Source organism: Bradyrhizobium lupini, from assembly GCF_040939785.1.
In the GTDB taxonomy this organism is placed as follows: domain Bacteria; phylum Pseudomonadota; class Alphaproteobacteria; order Rhizobiales; family Xanthobacteraceae; genus Bradyrhizobium; species Bradyrhizobium canariense_D.
Genome location: NZ_CP162553.1, coordinates 6858720 through 6885389 on the forward strand (window position 1 = coordinate 6858720; position 26670 = coordinate 6885389).

The 26670-nt window shown below is 60.8% G+C and carries 22 protein-coding genes and 3 pseudogenes; 17 read left to right on the plus strand and 8 right to left on the minus strand.

Annotated features, from left to right (window positions below):
* Positions 1 to 173 precede the first annotated feature (173 nt).
* From AB3L03_RS32770 to AB3L03_RS32805, 8 genes are all read left to right on the plus strand, one after another.
* Positions 174 to 512, plus strand: a complete 339-nt coding sequence (locus AB3L03_RS32770) for a hypothetical protein (RefSeq protein WP_204512635.1) — start codon at positions 174 to 176, stop codon at positions 510 to 512.
* Between the two features lie 404 nt (positions 513 to 916).
* Positions 917 to 1684, plus strand: coding sequence for a gluconate 2-dehydrogenase subunit 3 family protein (locus tag AB3L03_RS32775; protein ID WP_204512634.1), 768 nt, complete (start codon positions 917 to 919; stop codon positions 1682 to 1684).
* A gap of 12 nt (positions 1685 to 1696) precedes the next feature.
* Positions 1697 to 3496, plus strand: coding sequence for a GMC family oxidoreductase (locus tag AB3L03_RS32780; protein WP_368507773.1), 1800 nt, complete (start codon positions 1697 to 1699; stop codon positions 3494 to 3496).
* The gene (locus tag AB3L03_RS32785; protein ID WP_368507774.1) at positions 3478 to 4725 is read left to right on the plus strand and encodes a cytochrome c; all 1248 of its coding nucleotides are present in this window, start codon (positions 3478 to 3480) and stop codon (positions 4723 to 4725) included. The genes AB3L03_RS32780 and AB3L03_RS32785 overlap by 19 nt, the downstream gene beginning before the upstream one ends.
* Before the next feature lie 27 nt (positions 4726 to 4752).
* The gene (locus tag AB3L03_RS32790) at positions 4753 to 4977 is read left to right on the plus strand and encodes a hypothetical protein (protein ID WP_368507775.1); all 225 of its coding nucleotides are present in this window, start codon (positions 4753 to 4755) and stop codon (positions 4975 to 4977) included.
* A gap of 554 nt (positions 4978 to 5531) precedes the next feature.
* Positions 5532 to 5960, plus strand: coding sequence for a hypothetical protein (locus AB3L03_RS32795; protein ID WP_368507776.1), 429 nt, complete (start codon positions 5532 to 5534; stop codon positions 5958 to 5960).
* A 258-nt stretch (positions 5961 to 6218) separates the two neighbouring features.
* Positions 6219 to 7343 (plus strand): hypothetical protein, encoded by a 1125-nt coding sequence (locus AB3L03_RS32800; protein ID WP_368507777.1) that lies wholly within the window; start codon positions 6219 to 6221, stop codon positions 7341 to 7343.
* Complete coding sequence (locus AB3L03_RS32805) at positions 7289 to 7870, plus strand: peptidoglycan-binding protein (RefSeq protein WP_368507778.1); 582 nt, start codon at positions 7289 to 7291, stop codon at positions 7868 to 7870. Before AB3L03_RS32800 ends, AB3L03_RS32805 begins: the two co-directional genes overlap by 55 nt.
* Positions 7871 to 8293: 423 nt before the next feature.
* On the opposite strand, the gene AB3L03_RS32810 is transcribed toward AB3L03_RS32805, so the two are convergent.
* The gene (locus AB3L03_RS32810; protein ID WP_204512627.1) at positions 8294 to 8491 is read right to left on the minus strand and encodes a hypothetical protein; all 198 of its coding nucleotides are present in this window, start codon (positions 8489 to 8491) and stop codon (positions 8294 to 8296) included.
* Positions 8492 to 9374: 883 nt separating this feature from the next.
* Between AB3L03_RS32810 and AB3L03_RS32815 the strand changes: the two are divergent.
* Positions 9375 to 9937: pseudogene (locus tag AB3L03_RS32815) on the plus strand (DUF488 family protein).
* Between the two features lie 303 nt (positions 9938 to 10240).
* Here the strand turns inward: AB3L03_RS32815 and cax are convergent.
* The 7 genes and pseudogenes from cax to AB3L03_RS32850 form a co-directional block, all read right to left on the minus strand.
* Positions 10241 to 11299, minus strand: coding sequence for a calcium/proton exchanger (gene cax, locus AB3L03_RS32820; protein WP_311979603.1), 1059 nt, complete (start codon positions 11297 to 11299; stop codon positions 10241 to 10243).
* 47 nt (positions 11300 to 11346) lie between these two features.
* Complete coding sequence (locus AB3L03_RS32825) at positions 11347 to 12390, minus strand: AI-2E family transporter (protein ID WP_368507779.1); 1044 nt, start codon at positions 12388 to 12390, stop codon at positions 11347 to 11349.
* An 85-nt stretch (positions 12391 to 12475) separates the two neighbouring features.
* Positions 12476 to 12556, minus strand: a pseudogene (locus tag AB3L03_RS32830) (BA14K family protein); the annotation flags it as partial.
* Positions 12557 to 13126: 570 nt separating this feature from the next.
* On the minus strand, positions 13127 to 13879 hold the full coding sequence (locus AB3L03_RS32835; RefSeq protein WP_231190011.1) for a carbohydrate ABC transporter permease: 753 nt from the start codon (positions 13877 to 13879) through the stop codon (positions 13127 to 13129).
* 94 nt (positions 13880 to 13973) lie between these two features.
* Entirely contained in the window at positions 13974 to 14903 is a 930-nt protein-coding gene (locus AB3L03_RS32840) for a carbohydrate ABC transporter permease (RefSeq protein WP_368507780.1), read from the minus strand.
* Positions 14904 to 14918: 15 nt separating this feature from the next.
* A pseudogene (locus AB3L03_RS32845) lies at positions 14919 to 15949 on the minus strand (ABC transporter ATP-binding protein).
* A 77-nt stretch (positions 15950 to 16026) separates the two neighbouring features.
* Positions 16027 to 17361: an extracellular solute-binding protein gene (locus tag AB3L03_RS32850; RefSeq protein ID WP_246776093.1), complete on the minus strand. Its 1335-nt coding sequence runs from the start codon at positions 17359 to 17361 to the stop codon at positions 16027 to 16029.
* Positions 17362 to 18504: 1143 nt separating this feature from the next.
* Between AB3L03_RS32850 and AB3L03_RS32855 the strand changes: the two genes are divergently transcribed.
* From AB3L03_RS32855 to AB3L03_RS32890, 8 genes are all read left to right on the plus strand, one after another.
* Complete coding sequence (locus tag AB3L03_RS32855) at positions 18505 to 20280, plus strand: thiamine pyrophosphate-requiring protein (protein WP_368507781.1); 1776 nt, start codon at positions 18505 to 18507, stop codon at positions 20278 to 20280.
* Positions 20281 to 21378, plus strand: a complete 1098-nt coding sequence (locus AB3L03_RS32860; protein WP_368507782.1) for an enolase C-terminal domain-like protein — start codon at positions 20281 to 20283, stop codon at positions 21376 to 21378.
* A gap of 156 nt (positions 21379 to 21534) precedes the next feature.
* Complete coding sequence (locus AB3L03_RS32865) at positions 21535 to 22326, plus strand: hypothetical protein (RefSeq protein ID WP_368507783.1); 792 nt, start codon at positions 21535 to 21537, stop codon at positions 22324 to 22326.
* On the plus strand, positions 22319 to 22987 hold the full coding sequence (locus AB3L03_RS32870) for a gluconate 2-dehydrogenase subunit 3 family protein (protein WP_368507784.1): 669 nt from the start codon (positions 22319 to 22321) through the stop codon (positions 22985 to 22987). Before AB3L03_RS32865 ends, AB3L03_RS32870 begins: the two co-directional genes overlap by 8 nt.
* Positions 22977 to 24629, plus strand: coding sequence for a GMC family oxidoreductase (locus AB3L03_RS32875; protein ID WP_368507785.1), 1653 nt, complete (start codon positions 22977 to 22979; stop codon positions 24627 to 24629). Before AB3L03_RS32870 ends, AB3L03_RS32875 begins: the two co-directional genes overlap by 11 nt.
* A 38-nt stretch (positions 24630 to 24667) precedes the next feature.
* A complete protein-coding gene (locus AB3L03_RS32880; RefSeq protein WP_368507786.1) occupies positions 24668 to 25111 on the plus strand; it encodes a PPC domain-containing DNA-binding protein in 444 nt (147 codons plus the stop codon).
* 1 nt (position 25112) lies between these two features.
* Positions 25113 to 25487: a sensory rhodopsin transducer gene (locus AB3L03_RS32885; protein WP_368507787.1), complete on the plus strand. Its 375-nt coding sequence runs from the start codon at positions 25113 to 25115 to the stop codon at positions 25485 to 25487.
* 54 nt (positions 25488 to 25541) lie between these two features.
* Positions 25542 to 26642: an SDR family oxidoreductase gene (locus AB3L03_RS32890; protein ID WP_368509101.1), complete on the plus strand. Its 1101-nt coding sequence runs from the start codon at positions 25542 to 25544 to the stop codon at positions 26640 to 26642.
* Positions 26643 to 26670 lie beyond the last annotated feature (28 nt).

The window sequence follows — 26670 nt, forward strand, 5'->3', positions numbered from 1 at the left end:
TGGGTCGGGAGCGCGAGGCCTTACCATCTGTGTTCGCTTACGTACCGACCTTTACTCGGCGTCGGCCCTAAGTCTCGGAACGTAGTGGCCGCCCGTTAGCTATATGGATGTTAAATCCTCCAAGTTGGAAAGGTCATCACATGAACAGGATGCTCATTGCGGGTTCGGCCGTCGTGCTGATGGCGCTGGCGACCCCCGCCGCCGCACAGAACGCCACGAACGGATCTCAGGCCTCATCACAACCTTCCGGTAACTCGAACCAGAATCTTGCCGCGGCGCAAAAGATCCAGCAGGATCTGCAGAAGGCCGGCTTCACCGACGTCAAGGTCGTAGCCGAATCCTTCGTCGTGCAGGCCAAAAGCAAGGACGGCAATCCGGTGCTGATGACAATCGGCCCGCATGGAATGTCGGTTTTCGAAGCCATGAATGTGAATCCGCCCGATTCCAAGTCGGGCAGCTCATCTCAAGGGACCACCGGGTCGAATTCGCCGCGGCAGGGCACTTCCAAATAGAGGCCGAGACGCCGGAGTGCTCGTTCGGAGGGAACACGACATGCAGCGGTTGGCTCGGCGAACTGTCCGAAAGAGTCCGAGAAAACGCCGGCGTCGGAGTCCTGACGTACAGCTCTCCTCGCTCCCCGAGCGGTTGAAGCAACTGGCGGACCGAGCAAAACGGGAGGCTGCTGATCTGCCTCCCGGCGAAGAACGGGAGAGCTGTCGTCTCAAGGCAGCTCAAGCGGAGAACGTGTTGGAGTTCGTACGCTTGCTGCAGAGCCAACCTTGAGCTTATCACATGGTGCGGGACCGTACCAACCTTCGATAAGCCGCCGGCTACCGTGCGAACCCGCGGTTCTCGCGAGCCGTTGATTGCTTCTCGTAAGTTGTTGGAGCCTTCACGAAGGTATAAGGGGCCCGCGATGGCGAACACAGAACGAGCCGCGAGTCCTGGCCTCAACCGCCGCGCGCTACTCACTGCGGGAATTGTCGCCGGATCCTCCCTGGCGATTTCTTCCGGCAGCGCAACGGCTGACACAATCTCGCAGCAGGTCCCCTGGGCGCCGGGCGAAGCCAACAACCCGGCGCCAGTTGCCACGGGCGGCTATCAGTTTTTCACCCAAGACGAAGTTGCCTGGGTGGATGCGGTTGTTTCCCGATTGATACCCAAGGACGAGCTAGGACCGGGCGCGCGTGAGCTTGGCGTCACGGTCTTCATCGACCGGCAGCTTGCAGGAGCGTACGGGCGAGCCGAACGCTGGTACATGGGTGGCCCTTGGGCAAAGGGCACGGAAACTCAGGGCTATCAATCACGGATGGCGCCAGCCCAATTGTATCGAGCCGCGATCAAAGCCGTCGATGGCTATTGCCGAAACGGGTTCGGTGGAAAGGCTTTCGTGGACCTCGGCGCGGAGCAGCAGGACAAGGTGCTCGGCGACCTCGAGGAGGGAAAAGCAAAGCTCGAGCAGGTCGACGGGAAGGCATTCTTCAAGCAGCTCCTCCTCAATACCCAGGAAGGATTCTTCGCAGATCCCTTGTACGGCGGAAACAAGAATATGGCAGCCTGGAAGATGATCGGCTTTCCGGGCGCGCGATACGATTACCGTGACTTCGTCAGTAAGCACGGCCAGCGCTACCCATTACCGCCGGTGTCACTCTATGGCCGTCCCCATTGGACTCCGAAAGGATAGGGAGACCTCAAGATGGCTACCAAGCTCCCTCCCGTGGATGCGCTCCTCGTTGGGTTCGGCTGGACCGGCGCGCTGCTCGGCCAGGAACTGAGTGATGCCGGGCTGAACGTCTTGGCACTTGAGCGCGGTGGCTGGCGGGATACGACGACCGACTTTGCCACAACGTTCATTCAAGACGAGCTCCGCTATTACTATCGCCATGCACTCTTCCAAGAGCCTGCGCGTGAGACGCTGAGCTTCCGAAACTCGAGGAGCGAGACCGCTCTACCAATGCGCCAACTCGGCTCCTTTCTCCCAGGGACGGGCGTGGGCGGGGCGGGAATTCATTGGAATGGACAGAACTGGCGTTTCCTGCCGAGCGATTTCCTCGCCCGGAGCCACAACACGGATCGCTACGGCGCGGCAGCAATACCACAGGACATGACTATCCAGGATTGGGGCGTCACGTATGACGACCTGGAGCCGTACTTCGACAAATGGGAGTACCTCTGCGGCATCTCGGGCAAGGCAGGGAATATCAAAGGTCAAATCCAGCCCGGCGGAAACCCGTTCGAAGGCCCGCGGACCAGAGAGTATCCCAATCCTCCCATGGAGATGACGTACGGCCCGACACTCTTCGCGCAGGCCGCGAATGACGTCGGCCTAAAGCCTTTCCCGGCTCCCTCCGCCAACATGTCTCGCGCTTATACCAATCCACTCGGGGTGCAGCTCGGCCCATGCACCTATTGCGGGTTCTGCGAGAAGTTCGGCTGCGGGAATTACTCCAAGGCAAGCCCGCAAACGACGATTCTGCCGGTTCTGCTTCGCAAGAAGAACTTTGCGCTCAAGACGGAGTGCGAGGTCATCAAGATCAACCTCGACAGCGACAGGAAACGGGCGGTCAGCGTCACATATGTCGATACCCAAGGTGAAGAGTACGAGCAGCCAGCTGATTTGATCGTTCTCAGCGCGTTCGTTCTGCACAACGTGCATCTGCTGCTGCTATCGGGGATCGGCACACCGTACGACCCGAGCACTGGAGCAGGTACGCTCGGCAAGAACTACGCCTACCAGATCGTGTCCAGTGTCGACGTATTCTACGACGACAAGATACTGAACCCGTTCATCGGCGCCGGCGCGCTGGGAATGGTCGTTGACGAATTCAACGGAGACAACTTCGATCATTCCAATCTCGGGTTTTTAGGAGGCGGCTATATCGCCTGCTGGAACACGAACGGGCGGCCGATCGAGACCCATTTGGTGCCTGACGGGACTCCGAAATGGGGCGCCAAATGGAAGAGGGCGGTCGTCCGGGACTACCTCAGGTCGATGTCCGTCGCCACGCATGGCGCCGTCATGAGCCATCGAGGAAACTACCTCGATCTCGACCCGACATACCGCGATTTCCTGGGCAGGCCGTTGATGCGGATGACCTTCGACTACACCGACAACGAGCACAGAATGTCGGATTTTCTGACCGGCAAGGCAGAGCAGATCGCCCGGGCCATGAAGCCGCGGGAGATCAGGAGCAATCCCCGTAAGGGACATTACGACATCACGCCATACCAGACGACGCACAACACCGGCGGTGCGATCATGGGTTCGAACCCGCGGGACAGCGTTCTCAACCGCTACCTGCAACATTGGGACGTTTCGAGATCTTTTTGTGATGGGGTCGTCCACTTTCCCGCAGAACCCTGGCTACAATCCGACAGGTACTGTTGCCGCGCTGGCGCTGTGGTCCGCGCAGGCCATCAGAACGCAGTACCTCAAGAATCCCGGCCCGTTGGTTCAGGCGTAAGGAGATCGGGAAGATGTCATCCAGTGCTCTGAAACTCGTATTGCTTGCTTCTTCCTGCGCCTTTGCTTGTTTCGCTTCGCCCGCTCGCTGCGAGCAGTTGTCCTTCGGCCAAGTAGAAAGAGGACGCTATCTGGCCGCGGCCGGAGACTGCGAGGCCTGCCACACGGCACCCGGAGGCAAGCCATTTGCGGGCGGCCGCGCGATTCCGACCCCGTTCGGCACGATCTACTCGGCGAACATCACGCCGGACCGAAAGACCGGGATCGGCACTTGGTCCGATGATCAGTTCTATGGGGCGCTACATCAGGGAATTGCTGCGGATGGAAGCTATCTCTACCCCGCGTTCCCATATCCCTGGTACACCAAGGTGACGCGCGAGGATTCAGATGCGCTCCACGCCTTCTTGAGCTCGCTTGAGCCGGCATCAAAGTCCCTTCCGCCGAACGATCTTGTTTGGCCGCTGAATGACCGGTTCGTCATGAGGGGGTGGAACGAACTGTTCTTCCGGGCAGGAACATTCAAGCCGGACGACCAAAAGTCGCCCGAATGGAATCGCGGAGCATATCTGGTCGAGGGCTTGGGACATTGTGGCGCCTGCCACACGCCCACCAATGTTCTGGGCTCCGCAGAGAAGCAGTCCGCCTTGCGCGGCGGCAAGCTGCAGGATTGGTACGCCCCGAATTTGACGGCCGACGTTCGGTCGGGGTTGGGGCAATGGAGCATCGACGAGATCGTCACGTTTCTCAAGACAGGCCGGAACGACCGAACCGTCGCTTACGGTCCCATGTCGGAGGTGATCACCTTCTCGACCTCGAAGCTGAACGATGACGATCTCAAGGCTATGGCGACTTACCTCAAGGATATTCCAGCAGCTACCGAGGACGACAAGGTTGCTGAGCCAGATCCGAAAGCTATGGCCGCCGGCGGAGCGCTCTATGTCGACAATTGTTCGGGATGCCACCAGGCCGAAGGCCAGGGCGTGTCGGCTATGTTTCCGCGGCTTCAGGGAAGCAGCGCCGTACAGGACCGGGACCCGACCACTATCATCAGGTTGATCCTGAATGGTGCGCACGCGGCGACGACTGATGCCCGGCCGACGCAGGTATCGATGCCGGCCTTCGACTGGAAGCTTTCGGACCAGCAGATTGCAGACCTCGCTACTTACGTCAGGAACGCTTGGGGCAATTCAGCAACTCAAGTAGCCGCATCCCAGGTGGGAGAGTTGCGTCGTTCAACTCCCCAGGAGCTCAGTGGCCGATAGGTATTCTGCTTCCGGAGGAGAAAACCCATGAAGTCCAAGAACTTGTTCGGCGTACTGATCTGCGCCCTCACGCTCGTGCTGGTAGCTCCGGCTTACGCTGGGCGAGACAAATCCAAGGAGACGCCAGGAATGGCCGCATACCACGCTACAAAAGGCGCCTTCAAGCGTGATCGAAAAATCACCCGGCACATCCTTCGGAGCGAGCGGGAAAAACGGGAGCACCATGACCGCCACGCAACTTCCTCTCGTTAGCAGCTTTCAAGGTTCTCCAAACACTCCGGTCTGGCGGTGCCTCCGCAGGTTCATGGCGCTATGTTGACTGCGTTGCGAGACTTATCGGGGGGTCCTCAAGCCGGAAGAATGAAGAAGAAACCGAGTGCTGCGCAAATGATTAGGCCCAACGTAGCGAGATTTGTCCCGCTTACTGGAACTGAGGCGGCGCGCTGGGAAGCTACGCTTGGATCCCAGGACGTAACCGGCCCGGCGGCAGTGGCCGCAATGCAACGCCGATCATGATCGGCGGAGCCGCTCTCCGAGTCGGCCCCATATAGCGGGATTGAGGCGCGGAGCCCGGAGTGCGTAGGAGTCTGAGTTCAATCATCTCTACGCCGGTGCGGCGATGTTCGCCTTGACGCATCTCAAGTGCGAATGGGCCGACCCTCGGTATCTATCGGATCGCGCAACACGGCTATTCATCTAGATAAATGTCTGTTCATCGACGTTCTTGTTCTTTGGTTTGACGCCTGCAACCTGCCAAAAGCGCTTTCGTTACAGCTTCATTGAACTCAATTGAGGAGGAGCTTGAGGTGAAGAAAATCCTACTTGTTCTGTCAACAGCCGCCGTGCTCGGCGTCAGCGCCGTGGCCGCACCGAGTCCCGCCGAGGCCCGCTGGCGTGGTGGCGGGTTCGGGCCCGGCATCGCCGGAGGACTGATCGCCGGCGCAGTGATCGGCGGCATTGCCTCTTCGGCGTACGGCTACGGGCCAGGCTATGGTTATGGCTACGGCTATCCGGGCTATAGATATTACGGAGGCTATACGCCGGCGGCCTACTATGGGGGATACGATCCCTATCCGTGGGGCGGCTACACCACCGCCTACTACAGCAGCGGGTACGCGCCGGCTTACTACGGGCCTCGCTATCGTCGTGTCATTCGGCCCGCGTTCGCCTATTACGGTGGTCCCTATGCGCGCCGCGTCGTCCACCACGATCGCTGGCATCGCCACCACTGGTGATCACGGCTCCTCAAAGCCTTGGCTCGGCTCCGAGCGCACATGCGCCGAGCCGAGCTTCTCGAGGCGCATCGTCCCGCAACGTGCCACTGGTCTTGGGCTACTCCGTGGTTGGATCGCCGGACGTAACCGAGGTGCAAGGAGATCCAAGGAACGATTGCATCTCCTCCCGGTTGCCCGCGACGGACACCCCCGTCGAAAGGGCGTCGGTTGTGTCCTGTTTCATCTGAGAACACACGCACGATCGAGGAGGAGTTTTTGATGTTGAAGAGAGTGAAGAGTAGGTTGCTGGTCACGACGGCGGTACTGCTTGCGAGCGTGGGCTTCGCGTCTGCGCAAGGCGTGGGCGGTGGCGCGGGCAGCGCCGGCGGCGCGGCGACCGAAAAGGGAATGTCGGCGGGCGGTCATTCCGGCGGCGGGATGGGCAGCGGCGCATCCAGCCGCGAAGGTACTTCCCACAACGACGGAGTAACGCAGGGCCGCGGGTCCGAATCTCGCGACAGCGGCCGAGCCGAAGGACCATCCGCGCCAGGCGGCGAGTCCAGCCGGGCGCAACGCGATGAATCCGGCACGCAGGAGCGTGGCCACGCCGGAGGTCAGCGCGACAGCAGCAAGGATCCGACGGCGGGCCAAGGGCGAGAGTCTGAGCGTGACAATGCGCGCCACTCGCAGGACTCCAGCAAGGAGCAGCACGACAGCAACAAGGAGCGCGCGCAGCAGCACGGCCAGAAGGACAAGGATCAGGCGGCCGGTCAGAACAAGTCCGAGCGCGACAACACGCAGCGGACGGAGGACCGCTCGCAGGACAAGGGCAAGGCCGACGCAAAGGCGGACAACAAGGCTGACAACAAGTCCAGCCCGCAGAGCGGATCCGGCCAGAGCGCGCAGGAGCGGGATCCGAACTCCGGCACCAACCAGAACGCCGCCCAGGGCCACACCAACACGCAGGGTCAGACCCAGAGCCAGACCACTGCCAACAGCCAGATCCAGACCGAGAGCGGCAAGACCGTGTCGGCGCAGCAGCGCACGACACTGCAGCAATCGGTTCTGCAGGCCAGCAACGCTCCGCGCGTTAACGCGAGCTCGATCAACTTCCAGGTTCGTGCCGGCATCGCGGTCCCGCCGAGCGTGACCATCGCGTCTGTCTCGACTTATCCGGCGCTGATCGACGTCTTCCCCGCCTATCGCGACGATAGCTTTTTCGTCGTGGAGGACGAAGTCGTGATCGTCGACCGTGATCGCCGCATCGTTGACGTAGTCCCGGTCGGTCCGCGGGCGCGCTTCGCCGGCGCCGGTCACGGCGGCGGCGCGCGAGCAGCGGCGGCAGCACGATGGCGGTGGTCGATCTTCCGCCGGACGACATCCGCGTCATCCAGCGCGTGTTGATCGAGCGCGGTATCCTGCATGGTGAAGCCGACGGCATCTGGGGTCCGGAAACCCGTGAGGCAATCACGGTGTATCAGCGTCAGCAGGGAATCGCGGTGACCGGCAGCATCGACATGCGCACTGTGTCGTCGCTCGGCGTCTCCGGCCGGCTGAGCCAGCAGGCGAGCCAGAGCATCCAGTCGCAGTCGTCGACCGGGGCTCAGACCTCGACCGGCACCCAGACTCTGATGGGCACTCAGACCTCGACAGGTCAGGGCCAGAGCGGCACCGGTACCGCTCAGGGCCAGACCAGCCAGCCGTCGAACCAGCAGAACGCGACCAGTCAGACGCCGAGCCAGAACTCGGGTCAGGCGCAGAACCAGCCGTCTTCGACGGGGCAGAGCTCACCCAGTCCGTCGGGTACGACGGGTCAGTCGCCATCGCAAAGCGGAAGCTCGTCGACGGCCAACCAGCCGAGCGCAAACCAGCCGAGCGCGAACGAGAGCAGCTCTCCTGGTTCGTCGGGCTCAGGTCCGAGCAAGAAGTGATCGCCTGGAGCAGGCCAATGAGGGGTCCCGCTTCGGCGGGGCTCCTTTGTTTGCCGCCACTAGCGCGGCGCAATGTCGTTTTTCGCGGCCTTTGCATTTCAGTGTGACGGCCCCCAGGAAATACAGGCACGTCGAACTCATGAGGCTGCACGTTTGGCCTGCGGCATGGTGCCGGGAACGATCGGCAATCCGCGTACCTCGCTCCCAGCATTGCCTCGAGCCTTGGGAGTGAAGCCTATCGCGTCAATAGATTAACCGCCCGGGCTGAAGGGCCCCGAGCCCTTTTGGGCCGGCTATATTAGGATGTCGCTCGCAAGCCGAGAGCCCTCGCGGCAGCGTTCCCGACGTTGAAGCCTATTGTGCGGCCGAATTGTCGCTGCGTCTGCGACGATGCTCGACGGGCCGGTCGGATGTGAAAGCGGACTACTTAGGTGGCGGCTCGGGAGGAGCTGGCCTCGCCTGATCCGATGCTCCCGTCTGTGATGCAAGCTCGAGGCCGATTTCGAGCTCCATAATGATGTCCTGCAGCAGCCGCGTCGCCAGGGGATCGGTGGTGCCGGCCCGCATCTCCCGGAGGCGGGTCAGCTCTTCAACTGTCTTCTGTTTTTTCTCGAAGGTCATGCAAGTAGCTCCGAGTCCTTCTACGTCGATGCCGGATTTCGGTTGCACCGGCCCTGAAAAATCGAGGTGCGGTCGGGCTAGGCGACGATCGCACGTCATCGTTCCCATGTGCGTGGTCAGCAGCTTGATAAACCGAGTTCCTGGTCCGCTCTTCACCTCGCTTGAGCAGCGACGCCGTCGGCCGGGACGCAGACCAGGGTCCGATCCTCCTTGGCGGGCACGTCGACCTTGACCGGCACGGAGCGACCGCTGGAAAGACGCATTTGAAGCCATCGGTGACGAGTTCGTCGACGATGAGCCCGATGGACGCTGCCTGCGAGGTTCGCGCCGAGCGCAGCTTGGCGAAAAAAGCGATGGCGACCAGCCATAGGGTAAGAACTACCTGAGCCAGATCGGGAGATCCGATCGCCTGTTCAGCAAGCGATGCACAGTCGCTTGCATAGCTGGCAACGGACTGGGCGGGGACCCGGGTTCCCCTACGCTTCGTTCTCCAGACATCGTCCGGAGCGCGGCGGTAGACGTGGATGCTATTCGCGGGATCGTCGGCTCTCGATTCCGTGGACCCGGGGATCATGTACGCCTATCCGGTGGCCCCAGCCTGGCCGCGCTCTTCTAGCAATCACGGGCTTGGCGTTCCCGGGCGAACCAATGAAGCCGACCGTCGAGTCGCTGCGACGGCACTGAAGGATTCCGGAGAGCCTTGAATCCTGATCGGCGCATTGGACCCATCATGCCGCCGCAAAGTTCCAATTCTCGGTTCATCAGCCTCCTCTCGAAGGAGGGATCGGCCGCTGCTGACATTCCGCTCGAATCCGACGCCGAGGCGCTGGCGTGCGGCGGATCAAGCCCCAAATTGGATTGTAGGTGGAGAGGAAGATTCGGAATGGCACACCCCTTCTACACTATCGGTCACGGCACGCGGCCGCTGGATGAATTCGTCGGCCTGCTGCGAAGCGTCGAGGTGACTCTGCTTGGCGATGTGCGCACGATGCCGCGTTCCAGCACTAACCCGCAGTACAACCGGGAGCTACTCCCGGATTCCCTGCGGCCGCATGGCATACAATATGAGCACATGGCCCCGCTCGGGGGCTGCGCAGTCGCGTGCGCGAGGTAGCGCCGGAGGTGAACGCGTTTTGGACGAACAAGAGTTTTCACAACTATGCCGACTATGCCATGAGCGAGCGCTTCCGTGGCGCGCTTGATCATTTGCGCCGGCTGGGCGCAACCCAGCGCTGCGCCATAATGTGCGCCGAAACGGTGTGGTGGCGGTGCCACCGGCGGATCATCACCGACTACCTGCTCGCCGCCGGTGAGCAGGTGTTTCATATCCTCTCAGCGGCAAAGATCGAACGAGCGATCATTACCGAGGCGGCTCGGCCGCAGGATACCCGCCTTTTGGTGTACCCGGCCGACCCGCCGGCGCACCCGGACCTGTTCGCCGACTAACTTCCAAGGAGGCGTTTCGCCGCCAGAGATCTGCCAGCTTGCCCACTCAATGACCGCGGATGGCGCGATGGAGATATCCTCACACGATGAGACCACGACGGGACGGACTGTCTCGACCATGTCGAGACGGAAGGACCGCCAGCGTCGATCTGCCGGCGACCGCGCAACTTCGGGTCGGCCAGCAGCGCAGGGCTCTCGAGCGCTTCGGTCTGCGGCGCCTCCGAGCAGCGCACAACGGTGAAGGCGTGCAAGGCACCGCGCGTCCGGGCTCGGTTTGAGGTCCGATAGCGTCAGCAGGGGCGGTCACCCTGGACCAATGAAGAAGAAACCGAGCCCGAATAGCAAATACACGCCCACCAGAAGCAGGCCCTCGAACCAGGTGGTCTCGCCGTCGCGTGCGATCGCGTTCACGATGAATGCCGTGCTCGCGATTGCAAACAGATAGAGCGGATTGCCGAACACCAGGCTCATGGGCTTTGCCATGAACGCCGAGATAAGGACCAACAGCGGCGCGACCACCAGCACGAGTTGGATGGCGGATCCAACGCAGATGTTCAACGCGGCCGTCATGTTATCGCGGTGAGCGAACCAACTCGCCGCGAAGATGTCGGCGCTTGTCCCGACGAGGGCCAGTACGATCACGCCAAGGAAAGTCGGCGAGATGCTGAGCGCTGTGGCCGTCTGGGTCAGCACGTCAGAGAGGATTTCGGCTTCGATCGCGATTATCGCGGTGCAGCCAACTATGATGCCGATCGATAATGCCAGACCCCACGCAGGATCGCCCTCAGCTTCTTCGTCGGCGAAGGCGTCTCGATGAGTGATCAGTGTGTAGACGATGTTTCCTGCATAGAGCAGAAGCAAGACTAACGATGCACCTAGGCTCAGCTCCTCATCGGTAAGTCCGATGTTGTGCAAGTGATCCTGCCGACCCGTATAGTCGAACACCGCCGGCAAAAGCAGTGCGATAACTGATAGAATCAGCAACGTCGAAAGCAGCCCGGCCTTGGCTGGGTTAAATGTCTGCCGCTGCCGCGACAGGCCGCCTATCAGGATCGCAATCCCCAAGCCAAAAAGGCTCGTGCCGATGATCGAGCCGGTGATCTGGGCCTGAACGACGGCCGTTTCGCCGCTCGCAAGTATGAATAGAGCCAACACCAGTTCCGCGACGCTGCCGAACGTAACCATGATCAGGCCGCCGATGGTAGGTCCTGCGTGCCGCGCGAGCTGCTCCGTCCCGCGTCGGATCCACTCCGCCAGAACAGCAATCGCCGCGGCGCTGGTCACAAACCGCAGCGCCGGCGGCGCGGCCATGTAGGCAGTGCCGAGTGAGAGTGGGATCACAGCCATCAGCAGGAGGAGCACCCTCGATGGCCCGCCAGCGCAGTTCCTGGTGTGTATCTTCCCCCGCACTAGAAATGGTCCCGCGCTTGATGACGAGAAGTGGCTTGCGTTTGCCCTGAACCAGCGTGCGCAGTTCTCTCCTTTGGAGCCATTGTCTCCAGCGCGGCATAAATCATGACGCTGATAGGCGCGGCGAAAATTACGCCCGCCATCCCGAAAAAGCTGCTTACGGCCAAGATGCTGAACAAGATCATAGCCGGCGGAACGGCGATGAGCCGCCGTTGGATGATCGGGAGCAGCACGTTTCCCTCGATTTGCTGAATGGCAATGTAGGCCAGCAGGGTCCAAAGCAGCGTGGACCAACCCTGCGCGGTCGCGACGAGCAGCGCAGGCACCGCGGCAATGAAGGGGCCGGCGTACGGGATGAATTCGGCAAGCGCGGCGATGACACCCAGAGCGAGCGGAGATGGCAGGCCGATAAGCCAGACTGCCGCTGTCGTGAGCACTCCCACGAGTACCATCTGGATGGCCTGCCCGATACTCCAGAGCTGTAGTGAGTGGACGACGTGCTTGGCTGCCGCTTCTAGCGGGCTTGCCCATCTGCGAGGAAGCAACTTGCGGACTTCCTTTCGATATACCCCTGGCTGAGCCGCCATGTACGCGCCCATTGCGATCATGACCACCAAGGAAGCGAAGACGCTGCTGCTCACGCTGGCGATGTTGCCGGCCCAACTTGTGAGCGAGAGCTGGCTGGCATCCACGTGCTGCAGGAGCGAGACCCCCCAAGCGGAATTCTGCAAGGCGTCGGCGATTGTTTTGGCTGCGATATCCGCGCGCTTCAGCACGTCTTCCATCTCGCTCGATAGCGTGGTGCCGAACATATAGGCGGTGGCACCGAGCGATCCGAACAGAAGAAGCACGGCAAGCCCAACTGAACCGGCTCTCGGGATTCGGCACCAGCGCAGCGGCCGGGACAGAAGGTCCAGGACGACGGAGAGGAGCGTCGCGCCAACGGCCACCAGCAGCACCGACCGGAGATACCAGAGCAGGAACGGAACGGTCGCGATCGTCACCGCGATCGCGACGCGTTTGGTGAACTCGCCCGAGTCCATTCAGTATGTTCCTCGAGCAGGCCACATTTCGGGGGCGGGCCGGCTTGAGATCGGAATAGCCCGCTGCAGCGGTCTACCCGAAGGGTTAGGGGCACGGATGCCGGACGCCATCGTAACTGAGGTATGTGCCGGATGCGGGATCATAGGATTGATAGCGCTGCACGCACTAGGTCATTGGCATCGGCTCTCGCATCGCTAATCGCGCTGCCAATCAGAGCTCCGGCGGCGAGGCCGCCGACCATGGCGGCACCGGGTGCGTAATGTCCGCGCCAGTGCGGCCGATTCAGGCCACGATGCCAAGGCCGGTACTGCACCGGCTGAACGGATGCCGTCGCTCCAACCATCGGCGCCGCGAGCAAGGCCGAGGTCGAGTTAAAGGAAATCGCACCAGCAGTCGTGAGGACGAGAAGCAAACTTCGCAAGTTCATCCATGCCTTCGTGGCTGGGTTGTGTACGAATGCAACGATGTCTCGCGAGCTTGCGTTCCGATGAGCCTTTGGGGATCCAAGCGTCAGAGGGTCGCAGGTGCGCTGTTGCTCAGCGGCCCGCCAGGATACGTAGGCGGATGATCTCGGTCCGCCACCGTACAATACCTGACACCTGCCCGTTATGAGGGCACGCAGGCGAGGTCGCGACGACCGACACAGCAGCAGCGGCGCGTCACCCGTTTGCAGGCGCAATTCTGGCCTCCTGTACTCCTCGATCCTCCGGGATCGAGATGTTCGTCGCGGCCGTTCTATTTGACGGCGCCGCCGGTGATGCCAGAAATGAAGCGATCTAGGAACAGATTGTAGGCGATCGCCACCGGAGCGGCGGCGATCAGCGCACCCGCCATGATCTCGCCCCAGAAAAATACATCGCCGCGAATGAGGTCCGTCGACACGCCCAGCGTGATCGGCTTCTGGTCAGACGACGAGATGAAGGTCAACGCGTAGACGAACTCCTGCAGGGTCAAGGTGAAAGTGAATATCACCACCGTCAGGATTGCTGGGACTGACAGGGGGACTGCCATCTTGATGAACGCGCCAAAGAGGCTACAGCCGTCGACGATCGCTGCTTCCTCGATTTCGATTGGAAGCGCCTTGAAGAACCCCATCAGCAGCCACGAGCAGAACGGGATTGTGAACGTCGGATAGACCAGCACCAACGACCACATCGAATTTTGAAGGCCAAGTTCGGCAATGATACGGGACAGCGGCAGAAACAGCAGAGTCGGCGGGACGAGATAAGTCAGGAAAATCGCGATGCCTAGCGCTTCTCCCTTTCGACTCGTCATGCGGGCCATGGCATAGCCTGCAGGCACGGCAGTAATGACCGTTATTATGACGACGCAGAGGCCGATGATCAGCGAGTTCAATAGCCAGCGCGCGAACAATGTCTGATCGAAGAGATAGATCACATGGTCGAGCGTCGGTCGTTGGTTGAACCAGAACGGGTTGTTGCCGAGATTATAGAGGTCGCTGTTCGGCTTGAATGCGGTGATCACCATCCAGTAGAACGGGAAGGTCGCAAGGATTACGAAAAACGCCAAGGCGACAAAGAACGCGACTTGGCCGAGGGAGCGGGTGATCGTGCGGGGCATTTCAGATCTCCCGCCGCCGAATGAAACGGAGCATGAATATAACGACGACCAGGAGCACCGGCAGCATGAACAGAGAGATGGCCGCGCCATGCGAAATGTCACCTGAGACGATGCCGGTCTGGAAGCCCGCAAAACCCAGCACGGAGGTCGCCCCCACCGGGCCGCCCTGGGTCAGCAGAAATACAATGGATAGATCCGTAAACGTGAACACGATGCCGAAAATCAATCCGATCGCCACGATTGGCAAAATCATGGGCAGGATGATCTGGTAGTTGCGCCGCCAGAAGCCGGCGCCGTCGATCGTTGCCGCATCAAGTACGTCCTGCGGAACCGCGGTAATCCCGGCGAGAAAAATCACGATGGCAAACGGAAAGAAACGCCAGGCATTGATGATGATCACGCACAGCATTGCCAGATGGGGATCGCCAAGCCAGTTCGGCGCGTTTACGCGTTCCACGAGCCCCATGGCGATCAACGTCCACGTGATGACGCTGTAGAGCGAATCGAACATCCACCGCCAGGCAATCGTGGCGAGCGCAACGGGCACGGCGAACGGCAGGATGATTAGCGCTCTGACGATTTTGCGTCCGCGAAATGGCCGTAGCAACAGGAAGGCTCCGAACTTTCCGAGCACCAGCCCAAGCAGCTGGGATCCAAAAGTGAAGATGAAGGTGTTGGCCAAAGTGTGGGTGAAGGTCGGGTCTTTGATGATCTGCTCGAAGTTCGCCAGCCCGACAAAGTGCCACGTGGGATTGTAGAGAGTGTAGGCGCTGACCGAGTAGTAGATCGCCAGCAGCAGCGGCAACCCGACGAGCAAAAGGACGTAGAGGATGGCCGGTGCAATCAGGACCGCTTCCAGCGCATCGCGCCGATCGAGCAGAAATTGAAATCGTGTTGCCGGTCTGGGGAGTGTTTCAGCGACAACGACCATAGCGTACGGCTCCGTTCAGTGTTGGGCCATTCGGTTGCCGCTGCTGTCGAAGTGCCGAAGAGAGCTCCTCTTCACCGCGAACGCATGCCACTCGCCGGTGCGGATACTTGCCTCGGCTACGTGCGCGCCAGGCAGTTTTGCCGTGATCAGTTGTTCCGAACTAAAGCCTTCTAGCACCCCGTATACGATCCGCTCCGAGCCGAGATATTCCGATCGATCAACCCGGAACGAAAACTCGGCTGCACTTTCATCTTCGACCATGGCCTTGGGTAGGAAGTTCTCGGGGCGGAAGCCGAGGTATTCGCCGCCATTTTGGGTTACGATGTTCATGGGTGGTGCGCCGACAAAGGTTGCGACGAAGAGGTCGGCGGGGTTGTTATAGATTTCGACCGGTGTCCCCACCTGGCGAATTTTTCCCTTATCAATGACGGCAATTCGGTCGCCCATCCCCATGGCCTCAACTTGGTCATGGGTCACGTAGATGGTGGTGAGGCCGACGCGCTGCTGAAATTGCCTGATCTCCTGACGGGCCGACGTGCGCAATTTGGCGTCAAGGTTGGAAAGCGGCTCATCGAGCAGCAGCGCGGTCGGTTCTCGCACCAGCGCGCGCGCCAGCGCGACACGCTGACGTTCTCCCCCGACAACTGGCGCGGTCGCCGGTCGAGTAGATGGCCAATGCCGAGCAGTTGAGAGGCCCACTCGACCTTCTTGCCGATTGCGGCCCTCGAGACCCGCTGCGTGCGTAGCGGGAACGAGATGTTATTCCGCACTGTGTAGTGAGGATAGAGACCATAGCTTTGGAACATCATCGCCACGCCACGGGCGCGTGGGGGTATCTCGTTTACGATGCGGCCGTCGATCAAAAGATCGCCGCTGGTCTGTCTTTCGAGGCCGCAGATGATCCGCAAGAGCGTCGTCTTGCCACAGCCTGATGGGCCTAGCAGCACCATGAACTCCCCATCGGGGACCGTCAGACTGATTCCATTGACGGCAGGTACATCGCCCCCAAACGATTTGACAATGTTTTTGGCAAGTACTGCGGCCATTGCACATCCGGACTTCGGCTTGAGCCTCGTCCGTCCTCTCGTTTCCGACCTCGCCACACGCTATCCGCGGCCGAGGCCTAGCTGCCCTGCCATTTTTTGAAGACGGCTTCGGCTTGCTTGGCGGCCCATTTGACCGATTCCTCGGCAGACATCTGGCCAACGGCCGCCTTCGCCATCATGTCGCAGATGACGAAGTCGTTATAGACCTCGTCCACAGCAGGCCACGACGGCCCGGGATAGCCAGGAGCTGCCGACCAGGCATCCGAGCCCTGTAGCACCATGAGTTTGTCGTTTGGCGTAGAGGTCGGGTCGCTCGACAGGATAGGCATTGGCTTCGGCACGAGGTTGGCGAAGCAAGGATTGTTGTAGCCTTCGCTCGCCTTGAATGCCTCCGGCCAATGGTCCGCGTAGTACTTGAGAAAATCGATCGCGCCCTCCCGGTTCTTGGCGAAATTCCAGATGCCGTAGTACTCCGCCGAGCCGCCCATGATCTGGCGCGCCGGTCCCTTTGGCGGCATCATCACGAACGTGTCGTCGGCTCCTTTCGGATTAGTTTTCTGGAATGTCCGGTACGCCGAGATCGGGTTGATGATCATCGAGCCGATACCGGAGGCGAGGTAGCGGTTATTGCTGGAATCGTCCCACGACAGCACTTCGGGCGTCATAGCATCGTTATAGAGTGCCGCTGCGAACTTGACGGCTTCGACCGTCTCCTTCTTATCGAGCACGACATTCTTGCCAGCTTCGTCCTGAAGCGCGCCACCGAAGGCCCACAATAGCCCGCGCCAAGTCGTATTGGGGTCGTTACTATGGCCGAGCGAAATGCCCACCGGGTGACCTTTGGCCTTCAGCTTCGCCCCGCCTTTGCGCACATTGTCCCAAGTGTCCGGCGTTATACCGATCTCGTCCCACATGCTCTTGCGATACATCGAGGGAAAGCTGATGTAGAAATCGGGAAAGGCCGACCAGGTCTTGTCGTCCTGGTTGTAGCCGATCTGGCGGCCGATCGTGGAAATCTTGCCGTACTTCTTCTCGGTTGCCTCGACGAGGCCTGTCAGATCGACGAGGAATTTACGATATAGATGCGCTCCCCCGGAGCCGTTCCATCCGAAGATGTCGTGACCCGATCCAGCGGAGGCTTCGGCAGCTGCGCGTGCCGCAATATTCCCCACCGGAATGTGGTCGACGGCGACCGAAACGTTGTTCTTGTCGCCCCAATCTTTAGCAAATGCGTCGAACCATTTATCGTACTCGGGGACGAAGTGGCTCCACTGCACGATTGTCAGCGTCTTGGTATCGGCTAACGCCCGCGTCACGAATGGCGCGGAAATGAGTGGGGCAGCAGCAACCGCAAGGCCGGCCTGCTGCACGAAACGGCGTCTCGTGACGCGCGATCTGCGTCCTGTGTCCATCGTCGGTGCCTCCTCTGTTGATTGTCGGTGGGGTGAGGTGCCTCGGGCCGCCGCCTAGCATGAGCACCGGCTTTGGGACCACAATGCCGATGCTCTCACGCTTGGGTATCAGCGCTCTCGCTAAGGTGGCGAATGCCGTCGGTGGGCGGGTAGGGATCAGAGCTGCCCTACCGTCCACGCGCCGCTCCCAGCTACATAGTATGGCTACATCGGCTAGACGGGCGACGAAGTAATCGGCGGGGGTGCCGAGGGCATCGAAGCAATCATGCCATCCGGTCGCACTCCCAAGGCTGGAGGTAACCAGGTCTCGGCGACACTGAACTTCACGTTCGGCTTTTGCGGGAGAGAGGACGTCGATATCGAGCGTTGCCATGAAGGGCTCCTTCCCAGCACCTCGTTTCGTTCAAGGGCTGGGCCCTGTCCCATGAATGCGTTGGTCGATTGAAGGTTTCGTATCTACGTTGGTAGACCTTAGATGCAGTGGTGGGGACTGCATAAACAGATGCAGGCCAACACAATGACCCCCATCCCTATGAGGGCCTTTTAGCTCGCAGGTGACGGAGCGAGCTCGCAAACTGCCATCCGCCATCTGGATCACTAGATGTAGAGCGGAAGCTCGCCTCGTGAGCCATCGCGTCACAGATCGCCGCCAGCTTGCACGACCGGTGCCGGATCAATATCGACCATTGCTTCTACGTCTGTGCTGCTCGCACTTGAACACCCAATGTGCGTTCCCGTACCGAGTTCGTGGCTTGTCCCGGGCTGCGGCGCTGCCGCCTTGACTGGTGGATCGCTTGTCGCAGGTCAATTTGGAGGACTGTCGGCAGATCCTGTCGCCCGATTTGTCATTGAGCTGCCACTGATCTCAAGTCTGGAGTCGATCTTGTGAAGGGCCAAGCGCAGCGCTTCCTTACGTGACAGAAGCGAGACGAGATATGCAGGACGTCACCTCGTTGGCTCTACGTCCGAAAACCCGCCTGTCGAATCCGATTTAGCTCGTTAGGGGACTTCGTCGGCGCTTAGCGGTACGTGACCGTACAGACAGCGTAGCGCCCGTGACCAGCAGACCGAAACGTTAGTTTGTTTTTCACGTTGGTCTTTACATCGTCCGCTTGTGGCGGCGCCACCCCGAAGGCAATTCCAATGAACGTTAGCGATTTTGTTTGGCATCGGCTGTCCCAATGGGGCTTGAGCCGGGTTTATGGATACCCCGGAGACGGCGTCGGAGGTCTGGACGTCGCTTTAGAAGGCGCCAAGGACAAAATGGAGTACGTGCAGGTCCGGCATGAAGAGATGGCCGCCTTCATGGCCTCGGCGCACGCGAAGTTCACCGGTCAGGTGGGACTTTGCTACGCGACGTCCGGACCGGGTGCAATCCACCTGTTGAATGGCCTGTATGACGCCAAGATGGACCATGTTCCTGTGGTCGCTTTGGTCGGGCAGCAGGCGCGAAGCGCGATCGGAGCCAGCTATCAGCAGGAGGTCGATCTCCAAACACTCTTCCAGGACGTCACGGAGTACGTCGCGCAAGCGAGCGTCCCCGACCAGGTTCGCCACCTGATCGACCGGGCTGTTCGGATCGCGCACTTCAGACGCGCCGTTACGTGCGTGATCTTGCCGAAGGACGTGCAGGAGCTCGACTACAGCGATCCGCCGCTCGCACATGGCGCGACCCACACCGGGCTCGGCTATGCGGGGCCCGCCAAGATACCAAGCGAGGTCTTGCTCCGTGCCGCTGCTGACGTGCTCAACAGGGGCGACAAGGTGGCCATCCTGGTCGGCGCAGGCGCGCTCGAAGCAACGGACGAGGTCATCGCTGTGGCCGAGCGTCTCCAAGGGGGTGTCGCGAAGGCCCTGCTCGGAAAGGCCGCGTTGCCCGACGATCTGCCATTCGTGACCGGCTCTATCGGCTTACTCGGAACCAAGCCCAGTTGGGATCTGATGAAGAACTGCGACACATTCCTCATGGTGGGGTCCGCATTCCCCTACAGCGAGTTCCTGCCCAAGCCGGGAGACGCGCCTGGCGTGCAAATCGATATCGACGGCTCGCGGCTCAGCCTCCGCTATCCCATGGAGGTCAACATCGTTGGCGACAGCGCGGCAACATTGAACGCGCTGCTCCCCCTTCTTGACCAAAAGCAGGACTCGGCTTGGCGGCGGGACATCGAAAGCGGTGTGCGCGATTGGTGGGGCACGTTGGAACGACGTGCCATGAACTCTGCCGATCCGCTCAATCCACAGCGACTGTTCTGGGAGTTGTCCCCGCGGCTTCCAGATGATGCGATCATCACGGCCGACTCCGGGTCCGTGGCGAACTGGTATGCTCGGGATCTGAAGATCCGCCGCGGCATGAAAGCCTCGCTCTCGGGCGGATTGGCTTCACTAGGCGCGGGCACTCCTTACGCGCTCGCGGCCAAGATGGCCTATCCGGACCGGACCGTCATTGCGTGCATGGGGGATGGAGCCATGCAGATGAACGGGCTCAACGTGCTGATCACCATCTCCAAATACTGGAAGGAATGGTCAGATCCCCGACTCATCGTTCTCGTGCTGAACAACCGCGATCTCAATCAAGTCACGTGGGAAGAGCGCATCCAGCTCGGCTCCGGCAAAACGGAATCCACGCAGAGCATCCCGGATTTTCCATATCATCGGTACGCCGAGCTGCTCGGGCTGAAGGGGATTTTTGTTGACGATCCGGACAGGGTAGCAGCCGCCTGGGATGAGGCCCTCGCAGCCGACCGTCCTGTGGTTCTGGAGGCCTACACCGATCCGAACGTGCCGCCCTTGCCCCCGCACATCACGCTCAAGGACGCGAAGAACTTCATCAGCATGATTCCGTCAGAGCCTGAGCTTGGAAGCGTGCTCAGGAACAGCGCAAAGGAGCTGCTGACCAGTATCGTGCCCGGGAAGGAATAGATGAAGCGTGACGTTCCCATCGACCGCCTGCGTGCGCGAGCGTTTTCCGTTCCGACCGATCGGCCGGAAGCAGATGGGACTTTCAGCTGGGATTCGACGACTCTTGTCGTCGTCGAGGCGTGGGCCGGCAACAAGAAAGGCCTAGGCTACACCTATTCGAGCGCATCCATTGCCCGCCTGATCGAAGCCGAATTGTATCCGTCCATCAAAGGTCAGGACTCGATGGCTCCTCAGAGCTCGTGGTCATCCATGCAGCGAGCAGTGCGCAATCTGGGTCGAGAAGGACTCGCGGCGACCGCTATATCCGCGGTGGATGCGGCGCTTTATGACCTCAAGGCCCGGCTCCTGGAGATGCCGTTAGTCGGCATGCTGGGCAGCTACCGGCTTCGCGTCCCAATCTACGGGAGCGGAGGCTTCACCACATACTCCGATGATGAACTTCAAGAGCAGCTTGGAGCTTGGGTCGCCGAACAGGGGTGCGCCTACGTCAAGATGAAGGTCGGCTCTCAGCCGAAACGCGACCCCCAGCGAGTGAGGCTCGCCAAGCAAGCGATTGGAGAACGCGCCAGTCTCTTTGTCGATGCAAATGGAGCATATACACCCAAGCAAGCGCTCGAGCTTGCAAACGCTTTCGTCCAGGAAAGCGTGAGCTGGTTCGAGGAGCCCGTCTCCTCAGATGATCTAGATGGCTTGCAAGCGGTTCGCGCGCGCGTCCCCGCTGGAATGGATGTCGTGGCGGGCGAATACGCCTACACGGTGGACTACGTGCGGAGGATGCTCGCCGCGCGCGCGGTCGACGTGCAGCAGGCGGATATGACGCGCTGTGGTGGGATCACCGGTTTCCTCCAGATCGCTGCCCTGTGTGACGCATTTCACGTCGATCTGTCCGCCCATTGTGCGCCTTCGCTGCATCTGCACGCAGCCTGCGCTGCGCCGCGCTTGCGTCACCTGGAATGGTTTCATGACCATGTCCGGATCGAACACCTGCTGTTTGAAGGCGCTCCCGTTCCGAAGAACGGCGTCATCCGTCCCGATCTGTCGCGACCGGGAAACGGGCTGGCATTCAAAGAGACGGATGCCGCGCCTTATGCTGTTTGAGTACACCACATGACACGAACAAGACAGTCAGCTTTCCAGCATGCCGCGGATCTCTCGCGTTCGCTGGCCCACCGACCGGCAAGCCCGACAGGATCAGTAGTTCTCTGGCGACAAAAGAAATCGACGCAGAAGAAGTCCGTAGTCGCGGCGCGCCGATTGAACCGCGCGGCCGGCGGCCTGGCAGCCTCGGTGCTCGCCGATAGCGCGGTCGAGCACTACCGCGGCTCCTTCAAGAACAAGGCCATGTTCGTGCCGCTCGTCGTATCGGCCGTGACGCTTGCGATGAGTGCCCACGGCACCGCGGACACGCGCCCGGTCGCTCATGGAGCGCGTGATACAACTTATCTGTTGGCCGCCGCGACCGGTCTGATTGGGACCGGCTTTCATCTATACAACGTGACGAAGAAGGTCGGTGGCTTCAGCTGGCAGAACCTGTTTTATGGCGCGCCTGTCGGCGCTCCCATGGCGATCCTGCTCTCTGGCCTTTTGGGATATTGTTCGGAGCGCGTGCGCGAGAGCAAGCCACAAACAAGGCCCAAGGTCCTCTCGTTGCCAGCCGGTCGGACAATCGCGGCGGTGACCGCAGCTGGGTTGCTGGGGACGACGGGGGAAGTGGGATTGCTGCATTTCCGTGGGGCATTCCACAATCCGGTGATGGCCGTTCCGGTCACCCTGCCGCCGATCGGAGCCGGGTTGCTTCTGGCGGCATCAGCCGGCGCACGACGCCCACATCGGCTCGCGTGCTGGTGGATGCGACTGCTTGTAGGGATGGGCGTGGCAGGGGTCGGTTTTCACGCTTACGGCGTATCGCGGAATATGGGTGGCTGGCGCAATTGGAGCCAAAATCTTCTCAGCGGGCCGCCGCTGCCGGCGCCCCCGAGCTTTGCCGGGCTCGCCCTTGCCGGTCTTGCGGCGCTCGATCTGATGAGGGAGTACCCTGATGCATGACAGGACGCGCCCTGTTACCTCAAGCGAGCCTTATCCCGACTACGACGTTCTGAACAAGTGGGCCGGACCATCATGGAATGACAAGACCCGGGCAGTCGTGGCGCGCCGTTTGGCGATTGCACCCGAGCTGCGGTTCTTCACAGTCCCCGAGTTCGAGACCGTTTCGGCAATCGCCGCCCGCATCCTCCCGCAGCCGGCCGATCGGCCGGAAGTTCCAGTTGCCGCGCTCCTCGACAGCAAGCTGCAGGAAGGTACTTGCGACGGCTATCGCGTTGCCGGAATGCCGCGAGACCGGGAGGCGTGGCGGCAGGGGCTGAAGGCCATCGATGCCGAAGCGCAGCTGGCCTACCAGCGACGTTTCAACGAGATCACCGAAGCGGAGCAAGATGAATTGCTTCGTCGTGCTGAAGCTGGTGCGCTCACCGCTTCGGAGTGGGGCACGATACGCTCTGCGGACTTTTTCAAACGCAGATTATTACGCGACATCGTGCTTGCTTATTACGCACACCCGACCGCCTGGAGCGAGATCGGTTGGGGTGGGCCGGCAAGTCCGCGCGGCTATGTGCGTCTTGATTTCAATGAGCGCGATCCCTGGGAGGCAGCTGAAGCAAAGCCGGGCGCTGAGGACAAGGCAGCGAGGATCAATCGCCATGTCCGATGACCCCCTACAAAGTCCGCGCGCCAGGAACGGCCGCGCCCCGGATGTCTTCCGACCCGGCGCTTGGGTGCCGATGAGGCAGTACCGCGAGAACGAGGTTGTAGACTTCGCCATCGTGGGGACCGGGGCGGGCGGCGGCACGCTCGCTTGCAAGCTCGCTGAATATGGCTTTTCAGTCGTCGCGTTCGATGCGGGGCCATATTTTCGGCCACTCGAAGACTTTGCCTCCGATGAATCCGAGCAAACCAAGCTTTATTGGACCGACGATCGCATCGTGGACGGGGCTAATCCGCTGCAGCTGGGCAGCAATAACTGTGGCAAGGCCGTCGGAGGCTCGACGGTGCATTTTGCCATGGTGTCGCTTCGCTTCCGACCCGAGTGGTTCAAGGCGCGCACCCTGCTTGGCTATGGGGCCGACTGGCCATTGGATTGGCGCGAGATGTGGGACTATTACACCGAGGTAGAGCAGGCACTGAAGATATCCGGACCGATCAATTATCCCTGGGGACCGCCGCGACCCCGGTACCCCTATCGAGCCCATCCCCTCAACGCGGCTGCGCGTGCACTCGCGAAGGGTTGCGACGCGATGGGGATCAAGTGGACCGAAACACCACTTGCCACTCTTTCGGCTCCCCGAGGTCTGGCGCACCCTTGCGTCTATCGCGGCTTCTGCGTCGCCGGGTGCTCGACGAACGCGAAGCAGAGCGCCCTCGTGACGTGGATCCCGCGGGCGCTCGCGGCAGGGGCGGAAATCAGGGACCTTGCTATGGTCGGCCTTGTCGAGGTGGGCAGGACCGGTCTCGCCTCGGGCGTGCACTATCATCGTGACGGCAGCTGGCATTTCCAGCGTGCGCACAACGTCGTCGTCGCCGGATATTCGATCGAAACGCCGAGGCTCTTGTTCAATTCCGCGACGGACAAGTTCCCCGAGGGGCTTGCCAACAGCTCGGGTCTGCTCGGGAAGAACCTGATGGCGCAGTCCAATCAGGCAGTGTGGGGCGTGATGGCCGACGAGGTTCGATCCTACAAGGGGCCGCCCTCGCTCGCGATCACCGAGCACTGGAACTACGAGGATAGGGGCAAGGATTTTTTTGGCGGTTACGCCTACATGAGCCAAGGGCCACTGCCGCAACTCTGGGCGAATACGCAGGCGAGCGCGCACGGCCTGTGGGGGGCCAGGCTGGTCGCCGAAATGAAGAACTACAACCATATCGTCGGTCTCAAGATCGTCGGTGAAATGCTGCCCCAAGAAAGAAACTGCGTCACCCTGTCCGAGGAGGTCGACCAATACGGTTTGCGAATTCCGCGCGTGACCTATTCATGGTGCGAAAACGACAAGCGTTTGATCGATCATTCGCTCCGGTTCATGAGCCAGGCACTTCGAGCCGTCGATGCCAGGCATATCTGGACCCAGGAGGATGATACCTGCCACTTGAATGGCACTGCGCGAATGGGCACCGATCCTGGAACCAGTGTGGTGAACGCGGATTGCCGAAGCTGGGACATCCAGAATTTGTGGATCTGCGACGGCTCTGTATTTCCGACCGTTGGGGGAGCCAATCCGTCCTTGACCATTCAAGCGATCGCGTGCCGTACGGCCGACCGCATTCGCACTCTCGCGCGTCAGGGAGAGATTAGAATCTGAGCGAACGAGAGTATCTAACGAGAAATAGGTGAAACCCGATGAAGCATAAAATTCTCAGCAAGAACGCAGGCCAGCGAACCTTCGCGGCGGTGCTGGAGACGGGCGAAGAAGCAATGCATTGCTTGGCTGCACTGGCGAAGGAGCAACATATCTCGGCTGCACAAATAACTGGGATCGGCGCCTTCAGCGAGGTCGTTCTGAAATATTTCGATTGGGAAAAGAAGGAGTATTTGGAGAACCCCCTCAACGAGCAGGTGGAAGTGGCATCTCTGATCGGCGACGTCGCTCTGGCGCCCTCAGGCGAGCCCTCGATCCACGTTCATTTGGTGGTGGGCAAGCGCGATGGGGCGGCGCTGGCCGGGCATTTGGGATCAGGGCTGGTCCGTCCCACACTCGAGGTCATCGTTACGGAAAGCCCGACGCATTTGCGCAAGAGAAAGGATGCTGAAAGCGGCTTGGCGCTGATCAGGTTGGAGGATTGACATGCGAGAGCTCGGCTGCACCATTTGGGCGATTCCGGAGGGCTATATTCCCAGCGGTAGCGTTAGCGAGGCCCACGATCTCGTCTCGCACGAAACAGCTTGCTTCCTGAACACGGGAGACCGCGACGCCGAGGTCAGGATCACGTTGTTCTTCGAAAACCGGGACCCCGTCGGGCCCTACGTCCTGACCGTACCTGCCAGGCGAACGCTGCACATGCGCTTCAATGATCTTGCCGACCCCGCGCCCGTGCCACGTGATACCAGCTACGCCTCGCTCATCGAGGCGAGTGCACCGATTGTGGTTCAGCATACAAGGCTTGATTCGCGCCAGCCGGCAATGGCGTTGCTGACCACGGTCGCCTTTCCAGCGAATTAGGCTAGGAGTGCATCCGCTCAGTGCTATGAACATCAGGAGCGAGCCGTGAATAATCTGCCAGTCAACCAAAGTCAGGTCGTCGTCATCACCGGTGCCTCTGCAGGAGTTGGCCGGGCGGCGGCGCACCGTTTCGCGCGCGCGGGGTTCTCCATGGGGCTCATTGCACGGGACGCGACAGCTCTCCAGGACGTGCGGGACGAAGTCGAAAAGCTCGGAGGCCGGGCCGTCGTTCTCGCTCTCGATGTCGCGGATGCCGAGGCGGTATTTGCGGCCGCTGACCGAGTCGCAGCAACCTTCGGACACATCGATGTATGGGTGAACGACGCAATGGTCACCGTCTTTTCGCCGTCGTGGGAAATGACACCTGATGAATTCCGCCGCGTCACCGAGGTGACCTATCTCGGATTCGTGCACGGCACGATGGCCGCACTTCGCCACATGCGACCGGCAAATCGAGGATCGATCATCCAGATCGGCTCGGCATTGGCCTATCGCGGCATTCCGCTGCAGTCGGCCTATTGCGGAGCTAAGCACGCCATCAGAGGCTTCACCGATTCGCTGCGAGCCGAGCTTATCCATGATCGGAGCGCCATCAATTTGACCATGCTGCAGTTGCCGGCCGTCAACACGCCGCAGTTTGACTGGGCTAGGGCCCACATGCGCCGGTCGCCGCGGCCGGTGGCTCCCGTCGTCGAGCCCGAACTGATAGCGGACGTCGTATTCAGGGCTGCGAACAAGCCGGCGCGGGAATATTGGATAGGCTTGAGCACCCTCAAGCTCATCTTGGGTAACATGATCATGCCCAAGTTCCTGGACAGCTATCTCGCGAAGGTTTGCATCGGAGGACAGCAGACTGAGCACCCGATCGGTCCCGACCGAATAGACAATCTCTACCAGCCCGTGCACTCGCTTCACCGCACGCGCGGCAGCTTCAGCGCGGAATCCGGGACCACGGCTCTTCTGGCACCTGGCTCCCTCAGTCGGTGGGTGCCCTACGCTGCGACGGTACTTGGAGGGGCCGCCCTCGGGTTGTTCTTTGCATTGAACAGGCCCCAAAAGCAGCTTCAGCGCGCCCAACGCAAAAGGCCGTTTCGCGGAGGTAGACACGTTCGGCAAGTAGTGTTGAGCCGGAATTCGGACCGATGGTCTGGTTGATTTCACCGAGCACGGCCCCACGATGCGA

Bases quoted from the DNA above. Each gene is read 5' to 3' on its own strand.
- AB3L03_RS32775 (WP_204512634.1), top strand. From the start codon at position 917: ATGGCGAACACAGAACGAGCCGCGAGTCCTGGCCTCAACCGCCGCGCG.
- AB3L03_RS32780 (WP_368507773.1), top strand. From the start codon at position 1,697: ATGGCTACCAAGCTCCCTCCCGTGGATGCGCTCCTCGTTGGGTTCGGC.
- AB3L03_RS32785 (WP_368507774.1), top strand. From the start codon at position 3,478: ATGTCATCCAGTGCTCTGAAACTCGTATTGCTTGCTTCTTCCTGCGCC.
- AB3L03_RS32790 (WP_368507775.1), top strand. From the start codon at position 4,753: ATGAAGTCCAAGAACTTGTTCGGCGTACTGATCTGCGCCCTCACGCTC.
- AB3L03_RS32800 (WP_368507777.1), top strand. From the start codon at position 6,219: ATGTTGAAGAGAGTGAAGAGTAGGTTGCTGGTCACGACGGCGGTACTG.
- AB3L03_RS32805 (WP_368507778.1), top strand. From the start codon at position 7,289: ATGGCGGTGGTCGATCTTCCGCCGGACGACATCCGCGTCATCCAGCGC.
- AB3L03_RS32810 (WP_204512627.1), bottom strand. From the start codon at position 8,491: ATGACCTTCGAGAAAAAACAGAAGACAGTTGAAGAGCTGACCCGCCTC.
- AB3L03_RS32825 (WP_368507779.1), bottom strand. From the start codon at position 12,390: ATGGACTCGGGCGAGTTCACCAAACGCGTCGCGATCGCGGTGACGATC.
- AB3L03_RS32835 (WP_231190011.1), bottom strand. From the start codon at position 13,879: ATGGTGATCACCGCATTCAAGCCGAACAGCGACCTCTATAATCTCGGC.
- AB3L03_RS32840 (WP_368507780.1), bottom strand. From the start codon at position 14,903: ATGGTCGTTGTCGCTGAAACACTCCCCAGACCGGCAACACGATTTCAA.
- AB3L03_RS32850 (WP_246776093.1), bottom strand. From the start codon at position 17,361: ATGGACACAGGACGCAGATCGCGCGTCACGAGACGCCGTTTCGTGCAG.
- AB3L03_RS32855 (WP_368507781.1), top strand. From the start codon at position 18,505: ATGAACGTTAGCGATTTTGTTTGGCATCGGCTGTCCCAATGGGGCTTG.
- AB3L03_RS32860 (WP_368507782.1), top strand. From the start codon at position 20,281: ATGAAGCGTGACGTTCCCATCGACCGCCTGCGTGCGCGAGCGTTTTCC.
- AB3L03_RS32870 (WP_368507784.1), top strand. From the start codon at position 22,319: ATGCATGACAGGACGCGCCCTGTTACCTCAAGCGAGCCTTATCCCGAC.
- AB3L03_RS32875 (WP_368507785.1), top strand. From the start codon at position 22,977: ATGTCCGATGACCCCCTACAAAGTCCGCGCGCCAGGAACGGCCGCGCC.
- AB3L03_RS32880 (WP_368507786.1), top strand. From the start codon at position 24,668: ATGAAGCATAAAATTCTCAGCAAGAACGCAGGCCAGCGAACCTTCGCG.
- AB3L03_RS32885 (WP_368507787.1), top strand. From the start codon at position 25,113: ATGCGAGAGCTCGGCTGCACCATTTGGGCGATTCCGGAGGGCTATATT.